Genomic DNA, 24,497 nt, shown 5'->3' on the forward strand with positions numbered 1-24,497 from the left:
TTTTAAAAAATGACTTTACTTGATAATCCGAGTACCAAAGCATTACCTACTTGATCCGTAGCACCTGGATACACGACATATTGCACTAAAGGACGTAACATAAACCATGCTGTTGGATAGTAAGAATAGTTCAATTCAATATTATATTCTGTACTTTTATTTAACAGCGCTTTGGTATCACGAAAACGATCATTGATATGTACACGATTCACTCCCAAACCTAAAATATCATTAGGTTGCCCCTCAAATAAGCCAATATATTTCAAGCCTAATTGTTGTGAATTATCAACTTGTGTCGTTGTTTTATCGTGAAAAGTAAAGTTACCAAAACTATGTAAGCCACGGCGTCCTTCACCTGCTGAAGTCAGTTGCTGATCGAAGCTCAACCATGCACCATAACTACGATCTTGCCCTCTTGAGCCTGCCGAATATGCAACATCATATTGATTTTTTGCATCATCCGCTGTGTTATATAATAAACCTGCTCGATAACTTCCTGCTAAATCATGAATTGCGTGTTTAGGTGACCAGACAACCTCCGTAAGGATATTGACGCCATCTGCATTTTTTGTATCCAGATTCCAACCTTGACGCTCCAAAGCATTTTCAGGGTTATATTCATACACCCCAACTTGAGCAAACAGGTCAGGTTGAACCTGATATTTCACTCGTCCACCCCATTGTGATACAGGTGTGTTATACCAAAGCTTACCTTGCCATTTACCCATTTGTGCTGCACAAAACGCATTGCCTTGAAAGTCACACGCCATAACATTGAAGTCTGAACCTAAGCCCATACGTCCAACTTTGACATTAATGCCTTGTTCAGGAAAATTCTTTTCAATGGATAATTCACTTAAACGGCTACCTGAATTTCCTCTCCCCCAATTGGCTTGTGAGTTTGCCCATTGCGGCGCACTCGGATCTTGAATACCTTCGACTGTTGTACCTTGACCTTGGCGTGCAGTTACAACTGCTCGCACTGTAGTGTTTGACCAACCTGCCAATTTATCCAAATCTAAAGTTGTACCTAGCCAATACTGACTCGCAAATGTAGGAGATTGATGTGCATCATAGCCACCATCAGCCAAGTAGGAACTATCTAATGCAATATTGGCATCAAATTTAATACCTTGTTCTGCCCATTCAGTTCGTTGACCACCCCAATCCCCTGTTAAGGTTTTCCCATGAAGATCAAATGCAGTATCAGCATGAGCGGCTGAGAACCATGTTGTTATGGAAATTGTCAAAAGTGGAAATACAAAATTTTTCATAGCAGAGCCTAAATGTTAAAGGTGCTCTATACAAATAAGATCATTAACTCAATTTAAATATGTGAAATTTCACATTTAAATTTAACTTAATCTTTATGCAACAAAAGAGCTCAACATATTTATTTACAATTTAATTACGTGAAAATTACATATTTTTTTAAAACTTTACTAGATGATAATTTTTATTAGTCAACTAACTTTTTTTTATCAATAAACATTTTATCTTTGCCACAGCATTTACAAAGTGCTTGAAAAATCGAATTTCACTACCATATTCATCAGGATGCTTACGCTACATTTGAGAGAAAAATGCCTGAATTACCTGAAGTCGAGACCACTAAAAGCAGTCTTTTTCCATTACTAGATCAAAAAGTAATGTCAGTACAGGTTCGCGAATCTCGCCTACGTTGGGCTATACCAAATGATATGGACAAATTAGTTGGACAAAAACTTGTTCAACTGACACGCAGATCTAAATATATTTTTGCTGAGTTTGAACACGACACCATGCTATGGCATTTAGGAATGTCAGGTAGTTTTCGCTTATGTGAATCACATGAAGAATTACGTAAACATGACCATTTAATTATCCAATTTGAAGATATTCAATTGCGTTATCATGACCCACGTCGTTTTGGTTGTATTCTTTGGTTAGATGAACATTCTCAAAATAAATTAATTGATCCTTTAGGACCTGAACCATTAAGTAACGAATTTAATGCAGATTATTTGATAAAAAAATTAACAAACAAACAAACAGCAATCAAAGTCGCAATCATGGATAATCATGTTGTTGTTGGTGTCGGTAATATTTATGCAACTGAAAGTTTATTTAACTTAGGCATTCATCCAGCACAAGCAGCCAAAGATCTTTCAGCAGTACAAATTGAAAATTTAGTCATTGAAATTAAACGTATTTTAAAGCAAGCGATTGAGTTAGGTGGTTCGACCTTACGTGATTATAGTAATGCGATGGGAGAAAATGGCTATTTTCAACAAACCCTATTAGCATATGGTCGTGCAGGCGAAATGTGCGTAAACTGTGAAACAACTTTAGAAAATTTAAAACTTGGACAACGTGCCAGTGTATTCTGTCCACAATGCCAGCCATTAAAGAAAACTTCAGTGACCAAGCCATCCTTAAAAGGTAAATCTCAATGAAAACTGCAATTACTCGACATATTTTGGTCAAAGATAAAGATTTAGCCCAACAATTAAAACAAAAAATTCAAGATGGTGCTGACTTTGCAAAAATTGCTAAACAGCATTCAACCTGCCCATCAGCCAAAAAAGGCGGTGAATTAGGTGAAGTTAAAAAAGGTGATTTAGTTGCACCTATCGACAAAGCTGTTTTTAGTTTGGCTGAACGTGAACTTCATGGTCCAATCAAAAGCCAATTTGGTTTTCATTTATTAGAAATCAAATTTCGAATGGATTTTTAAAATCCATTCCTCATACAACGATGCACTCTTTTATTTTTGCTGCTCAATAAAGTCTGCATAACGATGAATATAGGTTCTAAACATTTCAGCACGTGTCGTAAAATAAAAAATTTCATTTTGATGTCTAACAATTTTTTCAGGTGCCTTGCCATTACAAAAACCATTTGAACTCACGGCTGATGCTAAGGTTGCAAAATGCTGAATTGCCTGTTGCTCATGATCAAAATCAAAGACTAATAAAGTAAAATCAGGGAAGATATTGTTCTTATCTCCTATTCCAATCTTACTTTTAGCGGTATATGTTCGTAATCCTTGACCTTTTACTTGAATAATTTTATTCAGATGACAATCATTTTCTGACCATGCGTTGCCACTTTCCTTTTCAAATAATTCAAATTGGTCTTTTAATAATTGTGTTTGCAACATATTCATTAAAACTTCATTTTCATCAATATTATTTGCTTCTATCGTTTCATATACCGTTTTCTCATTGGGAATATCATCAAAAGTGAGTCCTTGACTCATCGTTTTAGTATTTTCAATTTGCTCAGGTAGTTGAATTTTCTCAAGTTCAGGATCAACTGTATTTTTTTCAGGTTTGCTACATGCAAATAAACTTAAGATCATTACACTTAAAATCAGTTTTCTTTGCATCTTTTTTCCCTAAAAATAACTGCAAATTTTATGGTACACAGAATTTAAGTAATATTGGGACTTTTCATGGCAATTATTGTAATCCACAACTCAATAAAACTATTGAGAAAAGATAAAAATAGTCAATTTATTCTTTGGTTTTAATACCTTAGTTAACAATACATCTTTGATATAAATTTTGCTATGATCAAAAAATTTATAGAATGTCTCACTCTATGTTCATCAGTTCAGGCAAAGAAGAAAAAATTTATTTTTCAGGTTATGAATTTAAGTATATTTTAAAACCACGATCTTATGATACAAATCACTTGATCATTGTATTAAGTGGTTTTGGATCTACCACTGATTTTAACTATGATTTCCAAAATGCTTTAAAAAAATCTTGTCGAGCCGCAATTTTATGGATTAAAGATGATTTTTTTCATAACAACTGTGCTACTTACTACCTAAACCCTTTAGGAAATAATAGTTTAGAAAATGCAGTCAACCTATTTATCCAAGAAGTTCAAGCTTTTTTAGGTATAGATAAAAACCATTGTACTTTTCTGGGATGCTCTAAAGGTGGAGCCAGTGCTTTATATTATGGAATAAAAAATAATATTAAAAATATTGTGATGTCAGCGCCCACACTTTTAGCAGGCTCTTTTGTGGGGGGACTTGCTCCCCAAGATCTTGTTAAACCATGTGCTAAGTTTATGTGTAATGGTGTCATCAATGATGCCAATTTAAAGACATTTGATCATAAAATTTTAAATGAATTATTAAGTGACCAAAATTATGATAAAAATATTTTTCTGATTTCATCAGAATCAGATTATTTACATGCAGATCAGATTAAACCATTCATTGGCATTTTTAATAAATATAGTAATTTCAATTATATTGAAGCTAAATCACCCTTAGTTCGTACCCACCCAGATGTGACTTTTTTTAATGCCCCTCTTATTTTAAGTATTATTAATTGTTTAGCATTTAATATGACACCCGCTTTTCTCAATAGTATAACGCTTGGGGATGATTTAAATAAGAAAGCTAAAATCACCAAAGAACCTATTTTTGAGATTAAAAAACTTGAATTTGATCATGCATCAAAATTTCATATTGAAGGAATATTCTTTTTAAGAGGAATTGCATGTGCGCATTATTCTGACTTAGATTATATTTTATATTTAGAATCCACACATCAAAACATCAAAATACACTTAGCGAAAGGTAATTGCCCATCTATAACAAAAGATTATTATGCTGATGCCTTTGTAAATTATGATAAGTCTTACTTTTGTACAAAAGGTTATGCGGGGCTTTCCTTAGCAAATATTCCATTGGGTCAATATAAAATCTCTATAGAAATTATAATGCACTCAGGTGAACATTCTAAAATGAGATGTAAGAAAAATATCCATCAACCCATCATCAGCCCAGATGGTCATTATGAAATATTCTCACAAGAAAATAATATATTTTTAGAAATAAAATAATGTTTTAGATATTCAACATATGTGTCATAAAATTGTATAACAGGAAACGGCTTTTTAATAAAGTCGTTTCCCACTCAATTTCTCTTATTGACGTCTTTTCAATTCATCACGAATTTCACGTAATAATTCAATATCTTCTGGTGTTGCAGCAGGCGCTTCTTCAACAGGTTTACGAATACGATTTAAAAATTTAACCAATAAAAAAACAACCCAAGCCAAGATCAGGAAGTTTAAAAATATTGTAATAAAATTACCATAAGTTAAAACGTTAATACCCGCTTTAGTTAACTCATCTAAAGATTGTAAATTATTTGGATTATCACCTAACACAAAAAACTTCTGTGTAAAATCAACTCCACCACCAGTGATTACAGTAATTAAAGGCATAATAATATCTTTAACTAATGAATCAATAATTTTACCAAATGCACCACCGATGATCACACCGATCGCCATATCCATCATATTGCCTTTAACAGCAAACTCTTTAAATTCTTGGACAATACTCATATTACAACTCCTGCTCAGGAATACCCTATTTTTGTGACAAAGTATACATTATTTTTCTATGTACATTTCCGATTAATTTACTTGGTTTTCTTAAAAAACCAAATTATTTTTTGTATAAAAAACCGCGATGTTGTAAACAACATCGCGGTCTCTGAACTTACATAATTCGATTACAAATTATTTTGCACGATTACGTTTACGATCATTTTCAGTTAACCATTTCTTACGAATACGAACTGATTTAGGTGTAACTTCAACTAATTCGTCATCTTCAATAAATTCTAAAGCTTGTTCAAGCGTGAATTTGATTGCTGGTGTTAACGTTAATGCTTCATCTGTACCAGAAGCACGCATATTCGTTAACTGTTTTGCTTTAGTTGGGTTTACAGTCATGTCGTCTGAACGTGAGTTCATACCCACGATCATGCCCTCATACACTTCTAACTGTGGCTCAGCAAATAGACGACCACGGTCTTGTAATGTGAATAAAGCAAATGCCAAACAAGTACCGTTAACCATAGAGATCAACACACCGTTTTGACGTTTCGCAACTTGACCAGCTTTAGCAGGACCATAATGCGAGAAGCTTGAAGTCATGATACCAGTACCAGAAGTAATGGTTAAGAATTCAGAACGGAAACCAATCAAACCACGTGATGGAACAGTTGCTTCAATACGGATACGACCTTTGCCGTCTACTTCCATATTGGTCAACTCACCTTTACGGTTACCCATTTGTTCCATAACTGAACCCTGATGTTGTTCATCAACATCAAAAGTTACGTTCTCATATGGTTCTTGAGTTTCGCCATCAATTTCTTTCATGATCACTTGCGGACGAGAAACACCCATCTCGAAGCCTTCACGGCGCATGTTTTCAATCAATACTGAAAGATGTAATTCACCACGACCAGAAACTTTGAATTTATCTGGACTGTCAGTATCTTCAACACGTAATGCAACGTTGTGAATTAACTCACGGTCTAAACGTTCACGAATGTTACGTGAAGTAACAAATTTACCTTCTTTACCAGCAAACGGAGAGTTGTTCACTTGGAAAGTCATCGAAACTGTAGGTTCATCTACAGATAACGGTGGTAAAGCTTCAACATTTTTTGGATCACAAATCGTGTCAGAAATGTTTAAAGCATCTAAACCAGTAATACATACAATATCACCCGCTTGTGCTGAATCAACATCAACACGATCTAAACCGTGGTAACCCATGATTTTTAAGATACGACCGTTACGTGTTTTGCCGTCTTTATCGACTACAGTTACAGGGGTATTGGTTTTCACTGAACCACGTTGAATACGACCTACACCAATTACACCCATGAAGCTGTTGTAATCAAGTGATGAAATTTGCATTTGGAATGGACCATCAACATCAACTGCTGGTGGTTCAACGATATCAACGATGGTTTGGAACAATGGTGTCATATCTTCAGCAAGTTCTTCTGGAGATGGACCAGCCACACCACGAAGACCTGATGCATAAACAACTGGGAAATCTAATTGTTCATCAGTACCACCAAGATTATCAAACAAGTCGAATACTTGATCGATTACCCAATCTGGACGTGCACTTGGCTTATCTACTTTGTTAATAATGACAATTGGTTTTAAACCACTTGCGAACGCTTTTTGCGTTACGAAACGAGTTTGTGGCATTGGACCTTCTTGTGAGTCAACAAGAAGTAATACACAGTCAACCATCGACATTACACGTTCAACTTCACCACCGAAGTCCGCGTGTCCCGGTGTGTCGACGATGTTAATACGATATTCAGTATCTGTACGTTTATCTAACCATTTGATTGCAGTGTTTTTTGCAAGAATAGTAATACCACGTTCACTTTCGATAGCGCCTGAATCCATGACACGCTCAATCTCGCCCGCTCGGTCACCGAGGGCACCTGATTGTTGTAAAAGTTTATCTACTAGAGTTGTTTTACCATGGTCAACGTGCGCAATGATCGCAATGTTGCGGAGAGTTTTAATATCTGACATGTAAATTCGATACGCCTAAAGTTTGAGGGCAAATTATACAGAAAAAATATAAATTTTAGTAGTGACAGTTCATTGACAGTTACAAGTTTTTTTTACAACAATCGCTTTTTATTTTGTAATAGTGTGTAAACCGATTAGAATAGCGCCATCTTGCTGTCTCTCCTGCTGTGACCATGTCTGATTTAAATACTCCCAACGAACAACAACAAGGGCAAATTGACCTTGTTTATGGACTCAATGATCGTCCAAAACCACTCATTGCATTTTTTGCAGCTCTGCAACATTTACTTGCGATTATTGTTCCTATCGTAACGCCAGGTCTACTAATTTGCTTAGCTTTAGGTGTTTCTGCACATGACACCAATATGATTTTATCTATGTCTTTGGTAATTTCAGGAATTGCAACCTTCTTACAATGCAAAAAAGTAGGTCCTTTTGGCGCAGGTTTACTGATCGTTCAAGGAACTAGCTTTAACTTTATCGGTCCTATTATTGGGATTGGTTCTGCTATGGTTGCTGCTGGCACACCTGTGGAAGCAGTGATGGCATCTATTTTCGGTGTAGTCATTGCTGGCTCATTTATTGAAATGGGTGTTTCACGTATTTTACCTTGGGTCAAAAAACTCATTACGCCTTTGGTCACAGGTATTGTTGTACTACTGATTGGTCTGACTTTAATCAAAGAAGGCTTAATTAGTATGGGTGGTGGTTATCAAGCGATGGAAAGTAAAACCTTTGCTAGTACAGATAATCTCATCATGTCATGTACCGTTTTAGCGATTATTATTTTATTAAATCGCTTTAAAATTGTTTGGATCAAAAGTTCAGCCATCTTAATTGCTTTAGTCATTGGTTATGCTTTAGCAGGTTATATGGGTTATTTAAACTTTTCAGGTTTAAAAGATGCGCCTTTAATTCAAGTGCCAACCCCAATGCATTTTGGTATTAGCTTCTCTTGGAGTTTATTTATTCCAATGGCATTTATTTATCTGGTCACTTCATTAGAAGCAATTGGTGATGTGACTGCGACATCTAAAATATCAAATCAACCTGTTGATGGTCCTGTTTGGATGCAACGCATTAAAGGTGGTGTATTGGTAAATGGAGCAAATTCATTCCTTGCTGGTATTTTCAATACATTCCCAAGTTCTGTTTTTGCACAAAATAATGGTGTTATCCAATTAACTGGTGTTGCAAGTCGTTATGTCGGGATTTGGATTGCCATCATGTTGGTCATTCTAGGGCTATTCCCTGCTGTTGCTGGTGTAATCCAAGCTGTACCACAAGCGGTTCTTGGTGGTGCTGTCATGGTGATGTTTGGTGCAGTTGCAGCTTCAGGTATCAATATTTTGTCAGGTGTAATCCTTGATCGTCGTGCATTACTGATCATTGCAATTTCTTTAGCACTTGGTTTAGGAGTAGCACAAGTTCCTCAAATTTTGGAACATCTTCCTGAATTACCACGTAATATTTTTAGTTCAGGCGTTGCAACAGGTGGTATTGCAGCATTAATTTTAAATATTGTTCTTCCTGAAACTAAAAAGTAATGCCGTAATTCATTATAATGCCCAGTTTTGTCTGGGCATTATTGTTCTAATTTTTAAAATGGGTGGTGAATATGGAGCCTAGAAGTGAAGTTGTTATTCGACAACATGACTATCTCTCTGGACGTGTATTGTTCATCAATGCACCAACGGATGACTTACATTCGCATTTAGCTGCTGATATCCAAGCAACGTTTTGGACATGGAACTTTAATGAGTTTCAATATTTTCTAAAGCAAAATACAGAAGTACATTTTGGTACAGATCTGCCCGAATCTGGTTTTGATCAGGCAGTGATTTTTGTTCCAAAATCTAAAGAATTACTGAATTACGTTTTACACTACGTTGTCAGCCGCCTTCCAATTACTTCATCAATTTTTTTAGTTGGTGAAAAAAAAGGAGGCGTTGAACGTGCAGCCAAACAGTTACAGCCTTATGGTCAAGCGATTAAATTAGACAGTGCTCGGCATTGTCAAATGTGGCAACTCACTACAGATAAAACTGTTGTTGCAAAAACACTTGAAGCATGGGCGCAAACCTATCAAGTTGCCACACCTGCTGGAGAGCTCACCATTTGTGCACTTCCAGGTGTTTTCAGCCAAAATCGCTTAGATGTTGGGACTGCTGTTTTATTGCCGCATTTGTCAAAAGTGACTTCTGGGAAAATTGCAGACTTCGGTTGTGGTTCTGGCGTAATCAGTGCATATCTGTCTAAAATCAACCCTAAAAATCGTATTTTTGCACTAGATGCTGATGCTTTTGCTTTAGCCTCTACGCAAATGACTTTTGAAAAAAACCAATTACCTTTAGAACAGCTTGAAATTAAAGCAGTGACTGGCATTGATGATGCTCCACTCTTTTTACATGCTATCGTGAGTAATCCACCATTTCACCAAGGTATTCAGACTGATTACAATGCCAGCGAAAACCTGTGCAAAAGTTCAAAACGACATTTAAAATCAGGTGGTGAATTATGGATTGTGGCAAATCGCTTTCTAAATTACCCATTACTTATTGAACAAAGTTTTGGTCAATGTACAACCAAAGCAGATCAACAAGGTTTTAAAGTGTTATTTGCCAACACTAAAAAAAATCTTAAGGAAGAATAATGAGCGGAAAAGATCATCCTCAACTTCAGCGTAAGCTCGGCGCTCGACACTTAAATATGATCGCTATTGGCGGTTCTATTGGTACAGGTTTATTTCTTGCATCAGGTCAAACGATTGCAACTGCTGGTCCCGGAGGAGCATTACTTGCCTACGCGTTGATCGGAGTGATGATCTATTTCCTCATGACCAGCTTAGGCGAGCTTGCAACCCATAATCCAACATCAGGTGCTTTTTTTACTTATGGCAGTAAATATGTCGAAGAAGGTTTCGGCTTTGCACTAGGCTGGAACTATTGGTACAACTGGGCGATTACGGTTGCATTTGAATTGGTTGCTGTCCAATTCATTATGAAATTTTGGTTTCCTGAAATCCCCGGGTTTTGGTGGAGTGCTCTCTTTCTTGCCATTATCTTTTTTATCAATGCCTTAACAGTAAAAGGTTTTGGTGAAAGCGAGTTTTTATTCTCTCTAGTTAAAGTCATTGCGATTGTATTTTTCATTGTGATTGGTTTATTTATGATTGGTAAAATCATGTTAGACCCAACACAGTCTATTACTAAAAACTGGACAATAGGTGAAGCACCATTTGTTGGAGGATTCCAAGCACTGGTTGGTGTTGCCATGATTGCAGGGTTTTCATTCCAAGGGACTGAAATGGTCGGTGTTGCGGCTGGAGAGTCCAAAGATCCGAAAAAAACAATTCCTGTTGCCATTAAACAAATCTTTTGGCGTATCTTATTGTTCTATATTTTATGTATTTTCATTATTGGAACATTAGTTGCTTATACGGATCCAAACTTAGCACTTGCTGCTGAAGGTGATGGTAATATTACCCTTTCACCATTCACACTTTTATATGAAAAAGCAGGTTTAGCGTTTGCCGCAGGTTTGATGAACGCTGTGATTTTAACAGCAATTATGTCCGCCGGTAATTCAGGGATGTATTCATCAACACGAATGTTATTTGATATGGCTCGCCAAGGTCGTGCACCAAAATGGTTTGCTCAATTAGATATGCGTGGCGTACCAATGAATGCTCTTTATGCGACGACTTTCATTGCAGCTTTTTGTTTTTTAACTACATTTATTGGTGAAAATCAAGTTTTTACTTGGCTACTTAACATGTCTGGAATGTGTGGTTTCATTGTCTGGTTAGGTATCGCAATTTCGCATTATCGCTTTCGTAAAGGTTATTTAGCACAAGGCTATCAATTAAAAGAGTTAGCCTATACAGCAAAATTTTTCCCATTTGCACCGTGGTTTGCCTTCATTCTTTGTACTATTGTGGTTTTAGGACAAAACTATCAAGCCTTTTTAGCAGGAGAATGGGGATCAGTTTTATCGACTTATATCAGTATTCCATTATTTTTGGTTATTTGGTTAGGTTATAAATGGAAACACAAAACTAAGTTGATTTCTTATCAAGAAATGGACGTAAAACCATTTGATTTAGATAAAGAATAATTTAAATTAAACATAAGAACCTCATTTTTTAATGAGGTTTTTTTGTCATTATATTTATTTACAATATAAAATGTTGTATTCATTATTATTTTTAAATCAAATAAAAACATTAAGTTATCATCAACAAAAAAATATTAAATAAAATATTCTTGACAGATTTAATTTAAGTTCTAAAATGGCGCAAAATTCGATTCATCTTTTTCCAAAAGATTTTATAGGAGGACATCATCATGCTGACATTGGAAAATACAACAAACTAATACAGCAAGATGTCGCTCACGGACACTTGTTGCCAAAAAGTGTCCGAATGCCAAGATTCTAAACCTAGCATTCGCTAGGTTTTTTTATGCTTGAAAAATCAAGTACTTAGAATATTCGGACAAATGATAAAATTGCTTAGAGAAATTAAAATGGGCATACAAAAAATTTTGAACGCTAGAGCAGATTATGGCGTTCCTGTAAAAATTTATACCACAGATATTGATGAAGAAAGCATGACTCAATTGCGCAAAATGGCACAATTGCAATTTATTCACTCTCACATTGCTGTCATGCCAGATGTTCATGTAGGCAAAGGTGCAACTGTTGGCAGTGTTATTCCAACTAAAAATGCAATTATCCCTGCAGCAGTAGGTGTCGATATAGGCTGTGGTATGAATGCGATGCGCTTAAGCTTAAAAGCAGTTCAATTGCCTGATAATTTAAGTGCGTTACGCAATGCAATTGAACGTAAAGTTCCTGTTGGTTTTGAAATGCATAAGCAAATCAAAGCCAAAGCATCCACATTAACACCTTTAGAAAAACGCTTAAAACTGATTACAGACAAGCATCCTGCTTTAAAACGTATGTTGCGTCATTTTGATTCAACATGGCAAAAACAGATTGGTACTTTAGGTGGTGGTAATCATTTTATTGAACTCTGTTTAGACGAAAATGATGATGTTTGGGTGATGTTACATTCAGGTAGTCGAGGACTGGGTAATGTCATTGGTACATACTTTATTGAACGTGCTAAGAAAGAAGCACAAAATCGTTTTGGGCATGTACCTGATAAAGACTTATCTTATTTTGCTGAAGGTTCAAATAGTTTTGATGACTATTTTGAAGCTGTAGAATGGGCACAAGAATATGCTTATGAAAACCGACGTGAAATGATGCGACTCATTTTAGAAGCAATTCGCCCTCTTTTACCAAGCTTTCAAATGACTAAAGAAGCGATTAACTGCCATCATAATTATGTACAGAAAGAAGTGCATTTTGGTGAAGAGGTTTTTGTAACACGTAAAGGTGCAATTCGTGCAGGTATAGATGAATATGGCATTATTCCTGGCTCAATGGGAGCAAAATCTTTTATTGTTAAAGGTAAAGGTAATCCTGATTCTTTCTGCTCTTGCTCGCATGGTGCGGGACGAAAAATGAGCCGAAGCAAAGCCAAGAATTTGTTTAATCAACAAGATTTAATTGCACAAACTGAAGGAATCGAATGCCGTAAAGATAAAGGCGTGGTTGATGAAATTCCAAGTGCTTATAAAGATATTGATGAAGTAATGGCAAACCAAACAGATTTAATTGAAGTTGTACATACCTTAAAACAAGTGATGTGTATCAAAGGCTAAGTTAAAACAGGTATTTTTAGCTCTAAAAAAACCCCAATAAATGCTGATTTATTGGGGTTTTAAATTTTACTTTAATCTACACAATAAAAAAAACGACTCCGAAGAGTCGTTTTTATCACTCAGTTACTCAATATTATTGAGCTGGTTGAGCAAGAACAGTACGGCTACCAGTGATCGCAGCGAATACGCGACGGTTCATAGCACGACCTTCTTTAGTTTTGTTGTCAGCAATCGGTTGATCCCAAGCGAAACCTTGAGTAGACAAACGAGATGCATCAATGTTGAATTCGCTTACAAGAGCAGATTTAACAGAGTTAGCACGAGCTAAAGATAAACGTTCGTTCAACTTACGTGGACCAGTGTTATCTGTGTGACCTTCGATACGTGCAGTCGCATTCGGGAATTCATTTAAAGCAGTTGCTACTTTAGCGATTTCACCTTTGTATTGCGGCTTGATGTTAGATTTGTTTGTATCAAAGAATACACGAAGCTCTAGGTTAAGCGGCTCAGTGATTTCTTGTGGAGCAGGTGGAACTGGAGTTGGAGCAACTGGCTCAACAGGAGCAATTTCTACTACAGGAGCAGCAGGTTTCAAGTGACCACCAAGAACAACGTTAAGACCAGCTAGAGCTGTATAGTTCCAGAAATCTTCATCGATGTTATAAGTAGCACGAGCTTCTGTACGAAGAGACAAAGCATCGTTTAAGCGCCAGAATACACCCGCACCAGCATTACCTAAAGTACCTTCTTCACCATCACGATATTTCAATGCAGGCGCATCAAAATCGTATTTATAGTGACCAGCACCTACTAATACGTAAGGTTTGATTTTGCTGTCATAGTCTTTAGTGATTAAATCAGAAGTAACTAATAAGTTACCATTGATTTGTTGTTGTTTGTATTCACCAGCGTTTGGCTCTACATCACCTTTAACTTGGTTATATTCAACTTCAGCACTTAACCATGGAGTCAATTCAACACCAAGAGCAGCACCAACAAATAAGTCATCTTGTAATTCATGGCTATTTGTTAAGTTACGGTTGTTGTGCTCTGTGTCTTGGAATGTATAACCGACTAATAAAGGAGTTACAGTTACACCAGCGTTAGCAGCAGCTAATGGCGCAGCAACAAGCATAGCAAGTGCGATACGACTCAATTTCATGGATATCCTCCAGAGATAACAATTGTTGTTCAAACTCAGCCTAAAATTTTTTGGCTTCCTGAGATAAGCTTCTATATACCCCAGTATTATTTTTAAGCTACTCACGTTGAATCATACAAACACTTGAGAGTTTTTCCAAGTGCTTGATAACTTTAATCAAGCTTATTATTGACAAAATTACTTACAATTTCCGTTGTAATTCGGTAATTTTTTACTCGATTATATTTGTGAATACCTTACTCTTTTCACTTTCTATATTTTAACAGCAAAACAATACGATAGTAATACATATTTTACAAAGTTGCTCTTAACTGTGTAAAAAAATAGAAAAATATTTAAATTCATAAACATAAATAATTAAAAAGTAGATTTAATCATGTATTTATATTGTAAACAACAAGGTTTGACTTTGTTCGAACTGATTATTTGCATCTGTATCTTAGCAATAATCACCTCTTTAGCCGCTCCACACTTCCTTCAAAATCGTCGTGACCAAGAAAGACGTAATATATTTCCTTTACTTGAGCAACATATTAAATTTGCAAGAAATAATGCAATTTTACATCATAGTCATGTTGCGATTTGCTCATCTAAAGACTTACAATTTTGTCAAGATGATCAATGGAATAATGCTATTTTAGTTTTTATTGATCGAAATAATAATAAAATACGTGACACAAATGAGCTTTTACTTCAACAGACCACCACAAATCTAAAATTTGGTCGCTTAAAATGGAATGGCAACATTACCCATCAAAAAATTATTTCTTTTCAGGGTGATACTGGCTTAAATCGAGGTGCTTTGGGAAGTTTTTATTATTGTAGTTTAGATAATCCCAATCAACATTTACGTTTTAAACTAGGAAAAATGGCAATTTTAAATCAGATTCCAACCATAACATGCTAAAAACTAGTCTCTAGCGTCTAGAGTTCTATAGACATTCTTCTTTATTCTATATCTTTTTTTTATATACTGCTTAGGCTTTGGAAATAATCAACAACAAGTGAATTGGAGAATACAACAATGACTGACATCGTAATTGTCAATGGTGCACGTACCGCAATGGGCGGATTTCAAGGAAGTCTAGCAAGTGTTACAGCGCCAGATTTAGGTGCTGTAACCATTAAAGAAGCTATTGCTCGTGCAGGCTTAGAAGCAAGCGATGTACAAGAAGTCATTATGGGCTGTGTACTTCCAGCAGGTTTAAAACAAGGTCCTGCACGTCAAGCGATGCGTAAAGCAGGTCTTCCTGATTCAACTGGCGCTGTAACCATTAATAAACTTTGTGGTTCTGGCATGAAAGCCGTCATGCAAGCTGCTGATGCGATCAAAGCTGGCTCTGCTGATGTTATCGTTGCGGGCGGTATGGAATCTATGACCAATGCACCGTACTTACTACCAAAAGCACGTGGTGGTTTTCGTATGGGTCATGGTGAAGTCAAAGATCATATGTTCTTTGATGGTCTAGAAGATGCTGAAACAGGTCGCCTAATGGGTTCTTTTGCACAAGACATGGCAAATACACGTGGTTATACCCGTGAGCAAATGGATGAGTTTGCAATCCGTTCTTTACAACGCGCGCAAAAAGCCATTACTGAAGGTTATTTTGCAGATGAAATCGTTCCTGTCACTGTTTCTGGTCGTAAAGGCGATGTGGTGATTGATAAAGATGAACAACCTTTCAATGCCAATATTGAAAAAATTCCAAGTCTGCGCCCTGCTTTTGCCAAAGATGGTACGATCACTGCTGCAAATGCCAGCTCCATTTCAGATGGTGCTTCGGCTTTAGTTTTAGCTTCTGCTGAACTTGCAGCAGAAAAAGGCTTACAGCCTCTTGCTAAAATTGTTGCTTATGCTTCAAATTCACAGCATCCATCTGAATTTACCATTGCGCCTGTAGGTGCGATTCAAAAAGTTTTAGACAAAGCAGGCTGGACTGCTCAAGATGTTGATTTATGGGAAATCAATGAAGCATTTGCTATGGTCACTATGTGTCCAATTGATGACTTCAAATTAGATGCTGAAAAAGTCAATATCAATGGTGGTGCTTGTGCGCTAGGACATCCCGTCGGCTCTACAGGTTCACGTATTATTTTGACATTGATTCATGCATTAAAACGCACTGGCGGTAAAAAAGGTATTGCTGCGCTATGTATCGGTGGTGGTGAAGCAACTGCTGTTGCGATCGAGATTTTATAATTTCTGAATAAATCAGTCTGCTTTTAATAAAAAATCCCTGTTTATCAGGGATTTTTTATCTTGCTTTCTTTTCGTGAAATCTTATCTGAATATTTTTAATTTTCATTGCATAGATAAGGTTTTGAAATTTTTTTCACTTCAGGTTTAGCAAAAATTTGAGGATAAGACTGCACAAAAGTTGGCAAAAGCAATGCCATTTCCTGTTTTTGTGAAGCTGTCCATTGCGCACCATAAATTGCATAATGAAGATCATGTAAATGGCACTCAACAAACTGATCAAAAAACGCCTGATCCTGTGAATTTTTTATATGTTGTTTTTGTAATACAAGCCAATACAATTGATCCCAAATATCATGATGTTCAATAAGACTTAATCTTTGTGTAAACAAAATTTCAGGCTCGATTAAACATATAAATTGCTGAATTTCATCAATATTCATTTGCTGTTGTGTGATTTTTTTAAGTTTTATCAAGTACCAAAACTCAATTTTTTGTTGTGTGTTTTGATAATATTTTAAACACTGTTCAATATTCAAATATTGTTGTTTCAGCGCTTTAAAAATATAAGCGTTTATAATATCTTTTGAATCTATTTTCTTCAAAATTTCAAAGAAAGTCTGATCATCTCCTTTGAGTAATATCCATTGTTTTGCCTGAATAATTGCATCAGAACGAGTTAAGCTTTTAATAGGATTTTCAATAAAATATTGATCAAAATTAAAAGCTTTTTGTCGAAGTGCAAAATACGCATAATCCATCATGCTAGGAAATTTACTCTTCCAAAATAGGATTAAATCCTCTAAAGCTAAAGCATTATTTTGATATAAATGATCAAACAATTGATATTGCACATCCTTCAATTTACTCTGTTTTAGTTCTTGTAAAAGCTCCGCCTCTGTTTGATTCTGAATAATCTCATCAAGCCAGTATTTACGTACCTGTTGATCTTTTGCCAAACGACATAACTCAAATAGCTTTTCCTTATCAACCCATTGATATTGTAAAATAAATTTTAATAAAGTTCGTGGCAACACGCCTTGTTGTTTACTAAATATCTCTGAAAAAAAATGTGTTTGCTTAGAAACTTCTGATAATAAAAGCTTAAATGCTTCTGGCTCTGTACGATCCCGATTTTGCAAAGTCGCAATGAGGAGAAAATGATGTACACATAATTGAGAAAACTCTACATGCTCACTCCATTTCAACACATGTTGAGCCGCTAATTGTCGATTAATTTCAACATAATCACTTAAACGCTCAAGTAAGTGTGGAAAAAGTTCCGCATCAAAACAATGCTTTAGATGTTCAAGCATTCTTTGTCTGGTAAAACCATCATAAGATCTTAACTTATATAGCTTAATTTCAAAATCTGAAAGTTTATTCTGAGCAAAACCATATAAATAATGATCTTCATTATTCTCTGGCATTGCTTCCTGAAGCTCATGTTTTATCTCAGATTTGGCATCATTTTTTACGCTAGTCTGAGGTATCACAATAGGATCTGCTTTATTTATCTGTAAAAGGTTTTTAAAAAATTTCAACATATTCTAATTTTATATTGGCTTTTCCTATTCTTAGCATAGTTATAAATGAAAAGCGATATTACACATTAATATTTGAAAACTGAGCAATGATCGTTAAACCAATCGTAATAAAAGCAATGCCCAGCCAACCTGCCAAATCAATATTTTGTCCTAAAAAAGCTTTTGCCAAAAGTGCTGTCGCAATCACACCAATCCCTGACCACAACACATATAGAATGCCTGCTTGCATAAATTTCAATGCATAAGCAGCACATGCAAAAGAAATAATATACAAAACCAAAGCAATGCCTTGATCAAGCTTATTGACTAAACCATTGCCCTTTGCCGAATAAAAAGTCGATAAAACGTCTGTTGCAATGGCAATTAAAAGCCAAAATACTCCAGAGTTAATTTTTGAAAATAAAGTCATCATGAGGTGAAATCCTTTTTTATTTTAAATGTATCAATGAAAAATATGCAGCGCATAAATACAAAAAAGCTGAACCGAAGTCCAGCTTTAAATATTAAGTTATTTTATTAAGCACCAGTTTGATAATGTGCTTTTGGTACAGCAGTTGACGCTTGGTACGGATTTTTAAAGTCATTTAAACCCGCAGCCGCTTCAGCAATATCTTTGCCTTCTTTAATCACGAAAGTATCAAAACCTGAACGCTTCATGTAGTTTAAAACATCTTTAAACACATCACCTGTGGCACGAAGCTCACCTTGGTAACCTTGACGGCGTAACAGTGCAGCAAATGAATAACCACGACCATCATTAAAGCCTGCAAAATCAATAAAAATTGCATCAAGTTGCTCAAGTGGAAATTGATTCACTTCAGGCGATGCATCCACCGTAATGAACAAGGCTTTTTTACCAGTTACATTGGCAATCTGATCTAACTGTTCTACAGTTAAAAGTACGTCACCCTGTGGTAATACACCCTCTTCACCAATCACTTGGTAAGTGTTGTCCGCAATCGTGCCATCTTTAGAGAGGACTTGAAGTGCTGTATTAAGCATATGCACGCTCCTTAAATGGTTGGATGCCAACACGGCGATAAGTTTCAATAAACTCTTCACCTTCGTTACGCAGGTCAAGATAAGTATTTAAAATTTCATCAACAATATCAGGTACAACTTCAGCTGCGAATGATGGACCTAAGATGTCACCAATTGAAGCATCATGGTCTGCATTGCCACCTAAAGTGATTTGGTAAAATTCAGCACCTTTTTTGTCTACACCCAAAATCCCGATATTACCGACATGGTGATGACCACAGGCATTCATACAACCTGAAATATTTAAGTCAATATGACCCAAATTGTATACTGTATCCAAGTCATCAAAACGACGTGAAATCGCTTCTGAAATTGGAATCGATTTGGCATTTGCCAATGAACAGAAATCACCACCCGGACAGCAGATAATATCGGTAATGAAGCCAATATGCGCACGAGCAAGGTTATTGTTTTCAAGCACTTGCCACAATTCAAACAAATCTTTCTGTGGTACATCCACCAATGAAATGTTTTGTTCGTGTGTGGTACGTAACTCACCGAAGGTATATTTGTCTGCAAGATCAGCAATCAAATTCATTTCTTCAGTGGTCATATCACCCGGTGCAACGCCAGCACGTTTCAGGGAAATCGTCACGATACGATAACCTGTCACTTTATGGGCATTGGTATTGATATTGAACCATTGTTTAAATTTTGGATGTTCTGCAAATTGTGCTGTGAAATCTTCATCTGCATAGTTTTGATAGTTAAATGGTGTGAATTCTTCATCCATTTTCTTCAAAGTTTCAGCATCAATTTTCAAGGTTTTAATGGTTTCAGCAAACTCTGCTTCGACTTTTTCAGCAAATACCGCAGGCGTTAATGCTTTAACCAAAATCTTAATACGTGCTTTATATTTATTGTCACGGCGACCATGTAAGTTATATACACGAAGTACCGCTTCAAGATAAGCGATTAAATCTTCACGTGGTAACCATTCACGGATCATTGAACCGATGATTGGCGTACGTCCTAAACCACCGCCTACTTTAATTTTGTAGCCTAATTCGCCAACTTCGTTGCGCGTTAAGTACACGCCAATATCATGAAAAGATACTGCTGCACGGTCAATCTCAGCCAAAGCCGATACCGCAATTTTGAACTTACGTGGCAAGAATGCAAACTCAGGATGGAATGTTGACCATTGACGGATCAATTCACACGTTGGACGTGGGTCTGCAACTTCACCTGCAACCACACCTGCATATTGGTCAGTGGTGGTGTTACGGATACAGTTCCCTGAAGTCTGAATCGCATGCATTTGAACTGTCGCAAGTTCAGCAAGCATATCAGGTACATTTTCCAATGCAGGCCAGTTAAACTGAATATTCTGACGAGTTGAAACGTGTGCATAACCACGGTCAAATTCCTGAGCCAATTCAGCAACTTTGCGTAATTGGTTGGAGTTCATCAAACCGTATGGCACAGCGATACGTAACATCGGCGCATAGCGTTGTACGTATAAACCATTTTGTAGACGTAATGGACGATACTCATCTTCAGTGAGTTTACCCGCTAAATAACGTTCCGTTTGATCACGGAATTGTGCAACACGTTCATTGATCAATTGTTGATCGAAATCAGTATATAAATACATGGCGTACAGCTAGTAGTTTCATTATAACGATGCACAATATAGCGAGATTTGATCTATCAGCGAAATGCTTTTTTTACATATTTCATAGCGGTTTTATTGATAAGCATATTGCAAAGACATAAGCAGCAATGCTTTGAAAACATTTCACTAATTTATTTACAGTATTGATATTTTTCTTCATTGCTTATCTATATTTGTGATAAGAATAATTTCACTGTTATTACGGCTGTTATATGACAATTCAAAGTGTTAAATAGGTATTTTCCCACTGTCCTTGTGCGAAATCGCCTTCACGCAATTGCACATAACGTCCATGGACATGGTCAATCGCAATACAATCATCGACATCCAAAACACGGTCTGTATGTTGTTTTTGCCAATGGCTTGCAAAATATGCCTTTCCCTTTTCTTTTGCAGTTGCAGAATCTTGAGCAACAACTAAAACATAACGATGTAACTCACCAAATTCACGGGCATCATAACCACCCAAATTAATCAGCCACAGCTTTTGCTCAGATGTATTGGGCTGCGCATTACTCCACTGAATTTGATATTTTTTATTTTCAAACTCAAGACCTGAAACTTTCATCCAAGCGTCGATATGTAAGCCTTTTTGCTCACCAAACCATGCACTTTTCAGTTGCGGATATACTTCTTCCAACGTATGACCTACCGCAAGTACTACATCATGCACTTCGGTATTGGCACGTGCATGGCGACCACCAAGCATGACGATAAATAAATTTGACATTTTCAATCTCTATGAAAGCTTCTGCAAAAAAAGTCCCCCTTTGAAAAAGGTGAGGAGCATGCTCCGCAAGGGAGGATTAAAATGAGAAACTTTAAAACTCCCCCTCTCCCAACCCTCTCTCCAAAGAGAGGGCTTAGAAGGAGTTTTACATCTCAACCATTTCCACGCCATCAATACGAGCAACAGTCATCAAATCTTTATCGCCACGACCAGAAACAGTCGCAATGATGATTTGATTTTTATCCATAGTCGGTGCAAGTTTGGTCACATATGCCATCGCATGTGAGCTTTCAAGCGCAGGAATGATGCCTTCGATATGGGTTAAATCACGAAAACCTTGTAATGCTTCGGTATCATTGATTGGCACATATTCAACACGGTGCATATCTTTGAGGAAACTATGCTCAGGACCTACACCCGGATAATCCAGACCCGCAGAGATTGAATGTGTTTCAATGATTTGACCTTGCTCATCTGACATGAGGTAAGTACGGTTACCATGTAACACACCGACATGACCTGCATTTAATGGTGCAGAATGCTTGCCTGTTTCAATGCCGTAACCTGCGGCTTCAACACCGTACATTTTCACATCTTGGTCATTTAAGAATGGATAGAACAAGCCCATCGCATTTGAACCACCACCCACACAAGCCACAAGCGCATCAGGTAAGCGACCTGCTTGCTCTTGAATTTGTTTACGTGCTTCACGACCAATGATCGATTGGAAATCACGTACCAATTGCGGATATGGATGTGGACCTGCCACTGTACCAATCACATAATAGGTTGAATCAACATTGGTAACCCAGTCACGCATCGCCTCGTTCATGGCATCTTTTAATGTTTTTGAACCACTTTCTACAGGAACAACGGTTGCTCCAAGTAAACGCATACGATAGACATTCATCGCTTGACGTTTAACATCTTCTGCGCCCATAAACACGACACATTCAAGTCCCAAACGTGCTGCGATGGTTGCAGTTGCAACACCATGCTGACCTGCGCCTGTTTCGGCAATAATACGTTTTTTGCCTGAAAGTTTAGCAAGCAGTGCCTGACCAATGGTGTTATTTACTTTATGAGAACCTGTATGATTTAAGTCTTCACGTTTTAAATAAATTTGTGCACCACCCAACTCTTTTGACCATCGTTCAGCATAATATAAAGGGCTTGGGCGACCGACATAATAAGCCAAGTCACGATCAAACTCTGCCAAAAACTGGGCATCATCTTTCATCCGAAAATAAAGTTTTTCTAAATCTTCTAATGCTGCCATCAGCGTTTCTGACACAAAACGTCCGCCATGAATACCGAAATGCCCACGTTCATCAGGGAACTGGGTATAGTCGATCACTTGGCTATTTTGCTTATCATTTTGCTGATCCACGTTGGACTCCTTGCATAAATTTTTCAATGAGTTGCTGGTCTTTAATACCTTTTGCGGCTTCGACGCCGCCACTGACATCTACAGCATACGCCTGTGTCGTGTGTATTGCATCTTCAACATTGTCAGGGTTTAAGCCACCTGCCAAAATCAAAGGAATATCGAGTTTAGGGAACTGTGACCAGTCAAAACTGTGTCCGGTTCCCCCTTTTAATTCTGGATGCCATGCATCGAGGAGCATAGCACTTGCGCCTGCCTGTTGATATTGCCAAATTGTCGCAATAATCTCAGAATTTTCCATGTCAGGTTTGATTTGAATCGCTTTATACCAACGGCGTTGATTGAATTGGGCAATCTGCTGGCATTGTTCAGGCGTTTCATCGCCATGAAATTGAATAATATCGAGTGGTACTTGTTCCAGTACTTGTGCAATTTCTTCTGCGCTTGCATTGACAAAAAGTCCGACAATATTGACATAAGGTGGGATCGCCTGTGCCAATGGCTGCGCTTGCAGAGCAGATACATAACGAGGACTGGGTTCAAAAAACACAAAACCAATCGCATCTGCGCCTGCCTGTACAGCAGACTGAATATCCTGAATGCGGGTAATTCCGCAGATTTTGGCACGGGTACGCATAGATTTTGACTCTAATTCGATTTTATAAAATAGATGTTATCTCTATTTTAGCGCAATCATTGTAATGCAATTTTCAACTGTTTGCTGAAAACTATGACCATACAAAAAACAATCTATGTTTAACATTGATACTAGCGCCTTTGTACAACTGAGTTTGGACCAGAAACTTTGCTTTTAACTCGCGCACTGTTATTCAATTCACGTCCATAATACACTGTTGAATTCGGTGCGACCACATCAATAAAATCAACAGCATTCACCGAAACAACGGTATCAGGTCCATAGACTTTGAGCACCTGTACACGATCTGCTTGAATTTTTGAATTTGGACCACTGATCACTAAGTATGGGCAATATCCTGTAAATTGAAGTTGAGCATCTGGTGCAAATAATCGCACCGCTTGCCCCTGACAATCATAAGTCCTCATATTATTTTCAAGATGTAAAATCTCAACTTTCTGTTCAGGCTCTGGAGGAAATTCTGGCTCTATGGTAGGCAAATGATTTACCGCAGTCACCGTAGCTTGCGGATGTTCATTTGTATTAACATCAGAGGATAAAGTTTCTGTAGAATGTGGATGTTTCGGAAGCTCAATATGTGGCTTTGATGGTTCTGTATGAGTTTTTGGCGCTGCGCTGTGTAGAGAAGGAGTTTGAGGGCGTTCAGACACAACTGTTCTTTGTGAATGTGCCACAGCATAAATCAGCACCAACCAAACAAGATGCACGATTGCTGCTTTCATCGTTTTCCTGCCATCACGTGAATACTGACAATCTCACTCAGTCTGAATATATTCATAATTTTCAAATGTAATGCTGTAGTGTATTTATGTTGATCTTGTAAGTTATTTTCACCACAACTATACTGCGCGCAAATGCAACAAGTCTATAGCTTAGGCTCAGGGAAGTTGGTGCAAATCCAACACTGCCCCCGCAACGGTAAAATGAAATATTATTCTTTATAAATCCTTAGGTTTACGCCACTGCAATGATTCATTGTGGGAAGGTGGAATAATACGGGTCTATCACCCTATATTTAAGTCCGGATACCTGCTTGTTGTGCCCTTTAACTCAA

At 37.0% G+C, this 24,497-nt stretch carries 22 protein-coding genes and 1 riboswitch; of the genes, 9 read left to right on the top strand and 13 right to left on the bottom strand.

From position 1 onward, the window contains the following. Positions 1–2 precede the first annotated feature (2 nt). Positions 3–1,274, bottom strand: a complete 1,272-nt coding sequence (locus tag HX124_RS11780) for a carbohydrate porin (protein WP_286383302.1) — start codon at positions 1,272–1,274, stop codon at positions 3–5. Between the two features lie 309 nt (positions 1,275–1,583). Between HX124_RS11780 and mutM the strand changes: the two genes are divergently transcribed. Continuing rightward, positions 1,584–2,435, top strand: a complete 852-nt coding sequence (mutM, locus tag HX124_RS11785) for a bifunctional DNA-formamidopyrimidine glycosylase/DNA-(apurinic or apyrimidinic site) lyase (protein ID WP_286383301.1) — start codon at positions 1,584–1,586, stop codon at positions 2,433–2,435. Continuing rightward, a complete protein-coding gene (locus HX124_RS11790) occupies positions 2,432–2,716 on the top strand; it encodes a peptidylprolyl isomerase (protein ID WP_286383300.1) in 285 nt (94 codons plus the stop codon). Before mutM ends, HX124_RS11790 begins: the two co-directional genes overlap by 4 nt. A 30-nt stretch (positions 2,717–2,746) precedes the next feature. Here the strand turns inward: HX124_RS11790 and HX124_RS11795 are convergent, their stop codons facing one another. Continuing rightward, positions 2,747–3,370 (bottom strand): hypothetical protein, encoded by a 624-nt coding sequence (locus tag HX124_RS11795; protein ID WP_286383299.1) that lies wholly within the window; start codon positions 3,368–3,370, stop codon positions 2,747–2,749. Between the two features lie 215 nt (positions 3,371–3,585). Between HX124_RS11795 and HX124_RS11800 the strand changes: the two genes are divergently transcribed. Next, on the top strand, positions 3,586–4,848 hold the full coding sequence (locus HX124_RS11800; RefSeq protein WP_286383298.1) for a hypothetical protein: 1,263 nt from the start codon (positions 3,586–3,588) through the stop codon (positions 4,846–4,848). Positions 4,849–4,932: 84 nt separating this feature from the next. Here HX124_RS11800 and mscL read toward each other — a convergent pair whose 3' ends face one another. Next, complete coding sequence (gene mscL, locus HX124_RS11805) at positions 4,933–5,358, bottom strand: large conductance mechanosensitive channel protein MscL (RefSeq protein ID WP_286377693.1); 426 nt, start codon at positions 5,356–5,358, stop codon at positions 4,933–4,935. 177 nt (positions 5,359–5,535) lie between these two features. After that, a complete protein-coding gene (gene typA, locus HX124_RS11810) occupies positions 5,536–7,371 on the bottom strand; it encodes a translational GTPase TypA (RefSeq protein ID WP_286383297.1) in 1,836 nt (611 codons plus the stop codon). A gap of 173 nt (positions 7,372–7,544) precedes the next feature. Here typA and HX124_RS11815 point away from each other — a divergent pair, with 173 nt between their 5' ends. From HX124_RS11815 to HX124_RS11830, 4 genes are all read left to right on the top strand, one after another. Continuing rightward, positions 7,545–8,918, top strand: coding sequence for a uracil-xanthine permease family protein (locus HX124_RS11815; RefSeq protein ID WP_286377691.1), 1,374 nt, complete (start codon positions 7,545–7,547; stop codon positions 8,916–8,918). Between the two features lie 71 nt (positions 8,919–8,989). Further along, positions 8,990–10,024: a methyltransferase gene (locus HX124_RS11820; RefSeq protein ID WP_286383296.1), complete on the top strand. Its 1,035-nt coding sequence runs from the start codon at positions 8,990–8,992 to the stop codon at positions 10,022–10,024. Beyond that, positions 10,024–11,487: an amino acid permease gene (locus HX124_RS11825; protein ID WP_286377689.1), complete on the top strand. Its 1,464-nt coding sequence runs from the start codon at positions 10,024–10,026 to the stop codon at positions 11,485–11,487. Before HX124_RS11820 ends, HX124_RS11825 begins: the two co-directional genes overlap by 1 nt. 410 nt (positions 11,488–11,897) lie before the next feature. Then, positions 11,898–13,103, top strand: coding sequence for an RtcB family protein (locus tag HX124_RS11830; RefSeq protein WP_286383295.1), 1,206 nt, complete (start codon positions 11,898–11,900; stop codon positions 13,101–13,103). A 133-nt stretch (positions 13,104–13,236) separates the two neighbouring features. Here the strand turns inward: HX124_RS11830 and omp38 are convergent, their stop codons facing one another. Continuing rightward, the gene (omp38, locus tag HX124_RS11835) at positions 13,237–14,265 is read right to left on the bottom strand and encodes an outer membrane protein Omp38 (protein WP_107008040.1); all 1,029 of its coding nucleotides are present in this window, start codon (positions 14,263–14,265) and stop codon (positions 13,237–13,239) included. Between the two features lie 376 nt (positions 14,266–14,641). On the opposite strand from omp38, the gene HX124_RS11840 reads away from it, so the two are divergent. Beyond that, positions 14,642–15,172, top strand: coding sequence for a GspH/FimT family protein (locus HX124_RS11840; RefSeq protein ID WP_286383294.1), 531 nt, complete (start codon positions 14,642–14,644; stop codon positions 15,170–15,172). Between the two features lie 117 nt (positions 15,173–15,289). Next, complete coding sequence (locus HX124_RS11845; RefSeq protein ID WP_286383293.1) at positions 15,290–16,465, top strand: thiolase family protein; 1,176 nt, start codon at positions 15,290–15,292, stop codon at positions 16,463–16,465. 95 nt (positions 16,466–16,560) lie between these two features. On the opposite strand, the gene HX124_RS11850 is transcribed toward HX124_RS11845, so the two are convergent. The 8 genes from HX124_RS11850 to HX124_RS11885 all read right to left on the bottom strand — a co-directional run bounded on the left by HX124_RS11850 (position 16,561) and on the right by HX124_RS11885 (position 24,165). After that, complete coding sequence (locus HX124_RS11850) at positions 16,561–17,892, bottom strand: hypothetical protein (RefSeq protein WP_286383292.1); 1,332 nt, start codon at positions 17,890–17,892, stop codon at positions 16,561–16,563. A 175-nt stretch (positions 17,893–18,067) separates the two neighbouring features. Beyond that, positions 18,068–18,421, bottom strand: coding sequence for a DMT family transporter (locus tag HX124_RS11855; protein ID WP_286383291.1), 354 nt, complete (start codon positions 18,419–18,421; stop codon positions 18,068–18,070). 104 nt (positions 18,422–18,525) lie between these two features. Continuing rightward, on the bottom strand, positions 18,526–19,011 hold the full coding sequence (locus tag HX124_RS11860) for a DUF934 domain-containing protein (protein ID WP_286383290.1): 486 nt from the start codon (positions 19,009–19,011) through the stop codon (positions 18,526–18,528). Then, the gene (locus HX124_RS11865) at positions 19,004–20,647 is read right to left on the bottom strand and encodes a nitrite/sulfite reductase (RefSeq protein WP_286383289.1); all 1,644 of its coding nucleotides are present in this window, start codon (positions 20,645–20,647) and stop codon (positions 19,004–19,006) included. Before HX124_RS11865 ends, HX124_RS11860 begins: the two co-directional genes overlap by 8 nt. Positions 20,648–20,888: 241 nt before the next feature. Then, the gene (locus tag HX124_RS11870; protein WP_286383288.1) at positions 20,889–21,398 is read right to left on the bottom strand and encodes a DUF1543 domain-containing protein; all 510 of its coding nucleotides are present in this window, start codon (positions 21,396–21,398) and stop codon (positions 20,889–20,891) included. Positions 21,399–21,543: 145 nt separating this feature from the next. Beyond that, on the bottom strand, positions 21,544–22,788 hold the full coding sequence (gene trpB, locus HX124_RS11875; RefSeq protein ID WP_286383287.1) for a tryptophan synthase subunit beta: 1,245 nt from the start codon (positions 22,786–22,788) through the stop codon (positions 21,544–21,546). Then, complete coding sequence (locus HX124_RS11880) at positions 22,772–23,422, bottom strand: phosphoribosylanthranilate isomerase (RefSeq protein ID WP_286383286.1); 651 nt, start codon at positions 23,420–23,422, stop codon at positions 22,772–22,774. The genes trpB and HX124_RS11880 overlap by 17 nt, the downstream gene beginning before the upstream one ends. Before the next feature lie 131 nt (positions 23,423–23,553). Continuing rightward, positions 23,554–24,165 carry a hypothetical protein gene (locus HX124_RS11885; protein ID WP_286383285.1) on the bottom strand — a complete coding sequence of 204 codons (612 nt, stop codon included), beginning with the start codon at positions 24,163–24,165 and terminating at the stop codon, positions 23,554–23,556. 122 nt (positions 24,166–24,287) lie between these two features. Beyond that, positions 24,288–24,494, top strand: a riboswitch (cobalamin riboswitch). Positions 24,495–24,497: the final 3 nt, after the last annotated feature.

Source organism: Acinetobacter sp. 226-1 (assembly GCF_030329325.1).
GTDB classification, from domain to species: domain Bacteria; phylum Pseudomonadota; class Gammaproteobacteria; order Pseudomonadales; family Moraxellaceae; genus Acinetobacter; species Acinetobacter sichuanensis.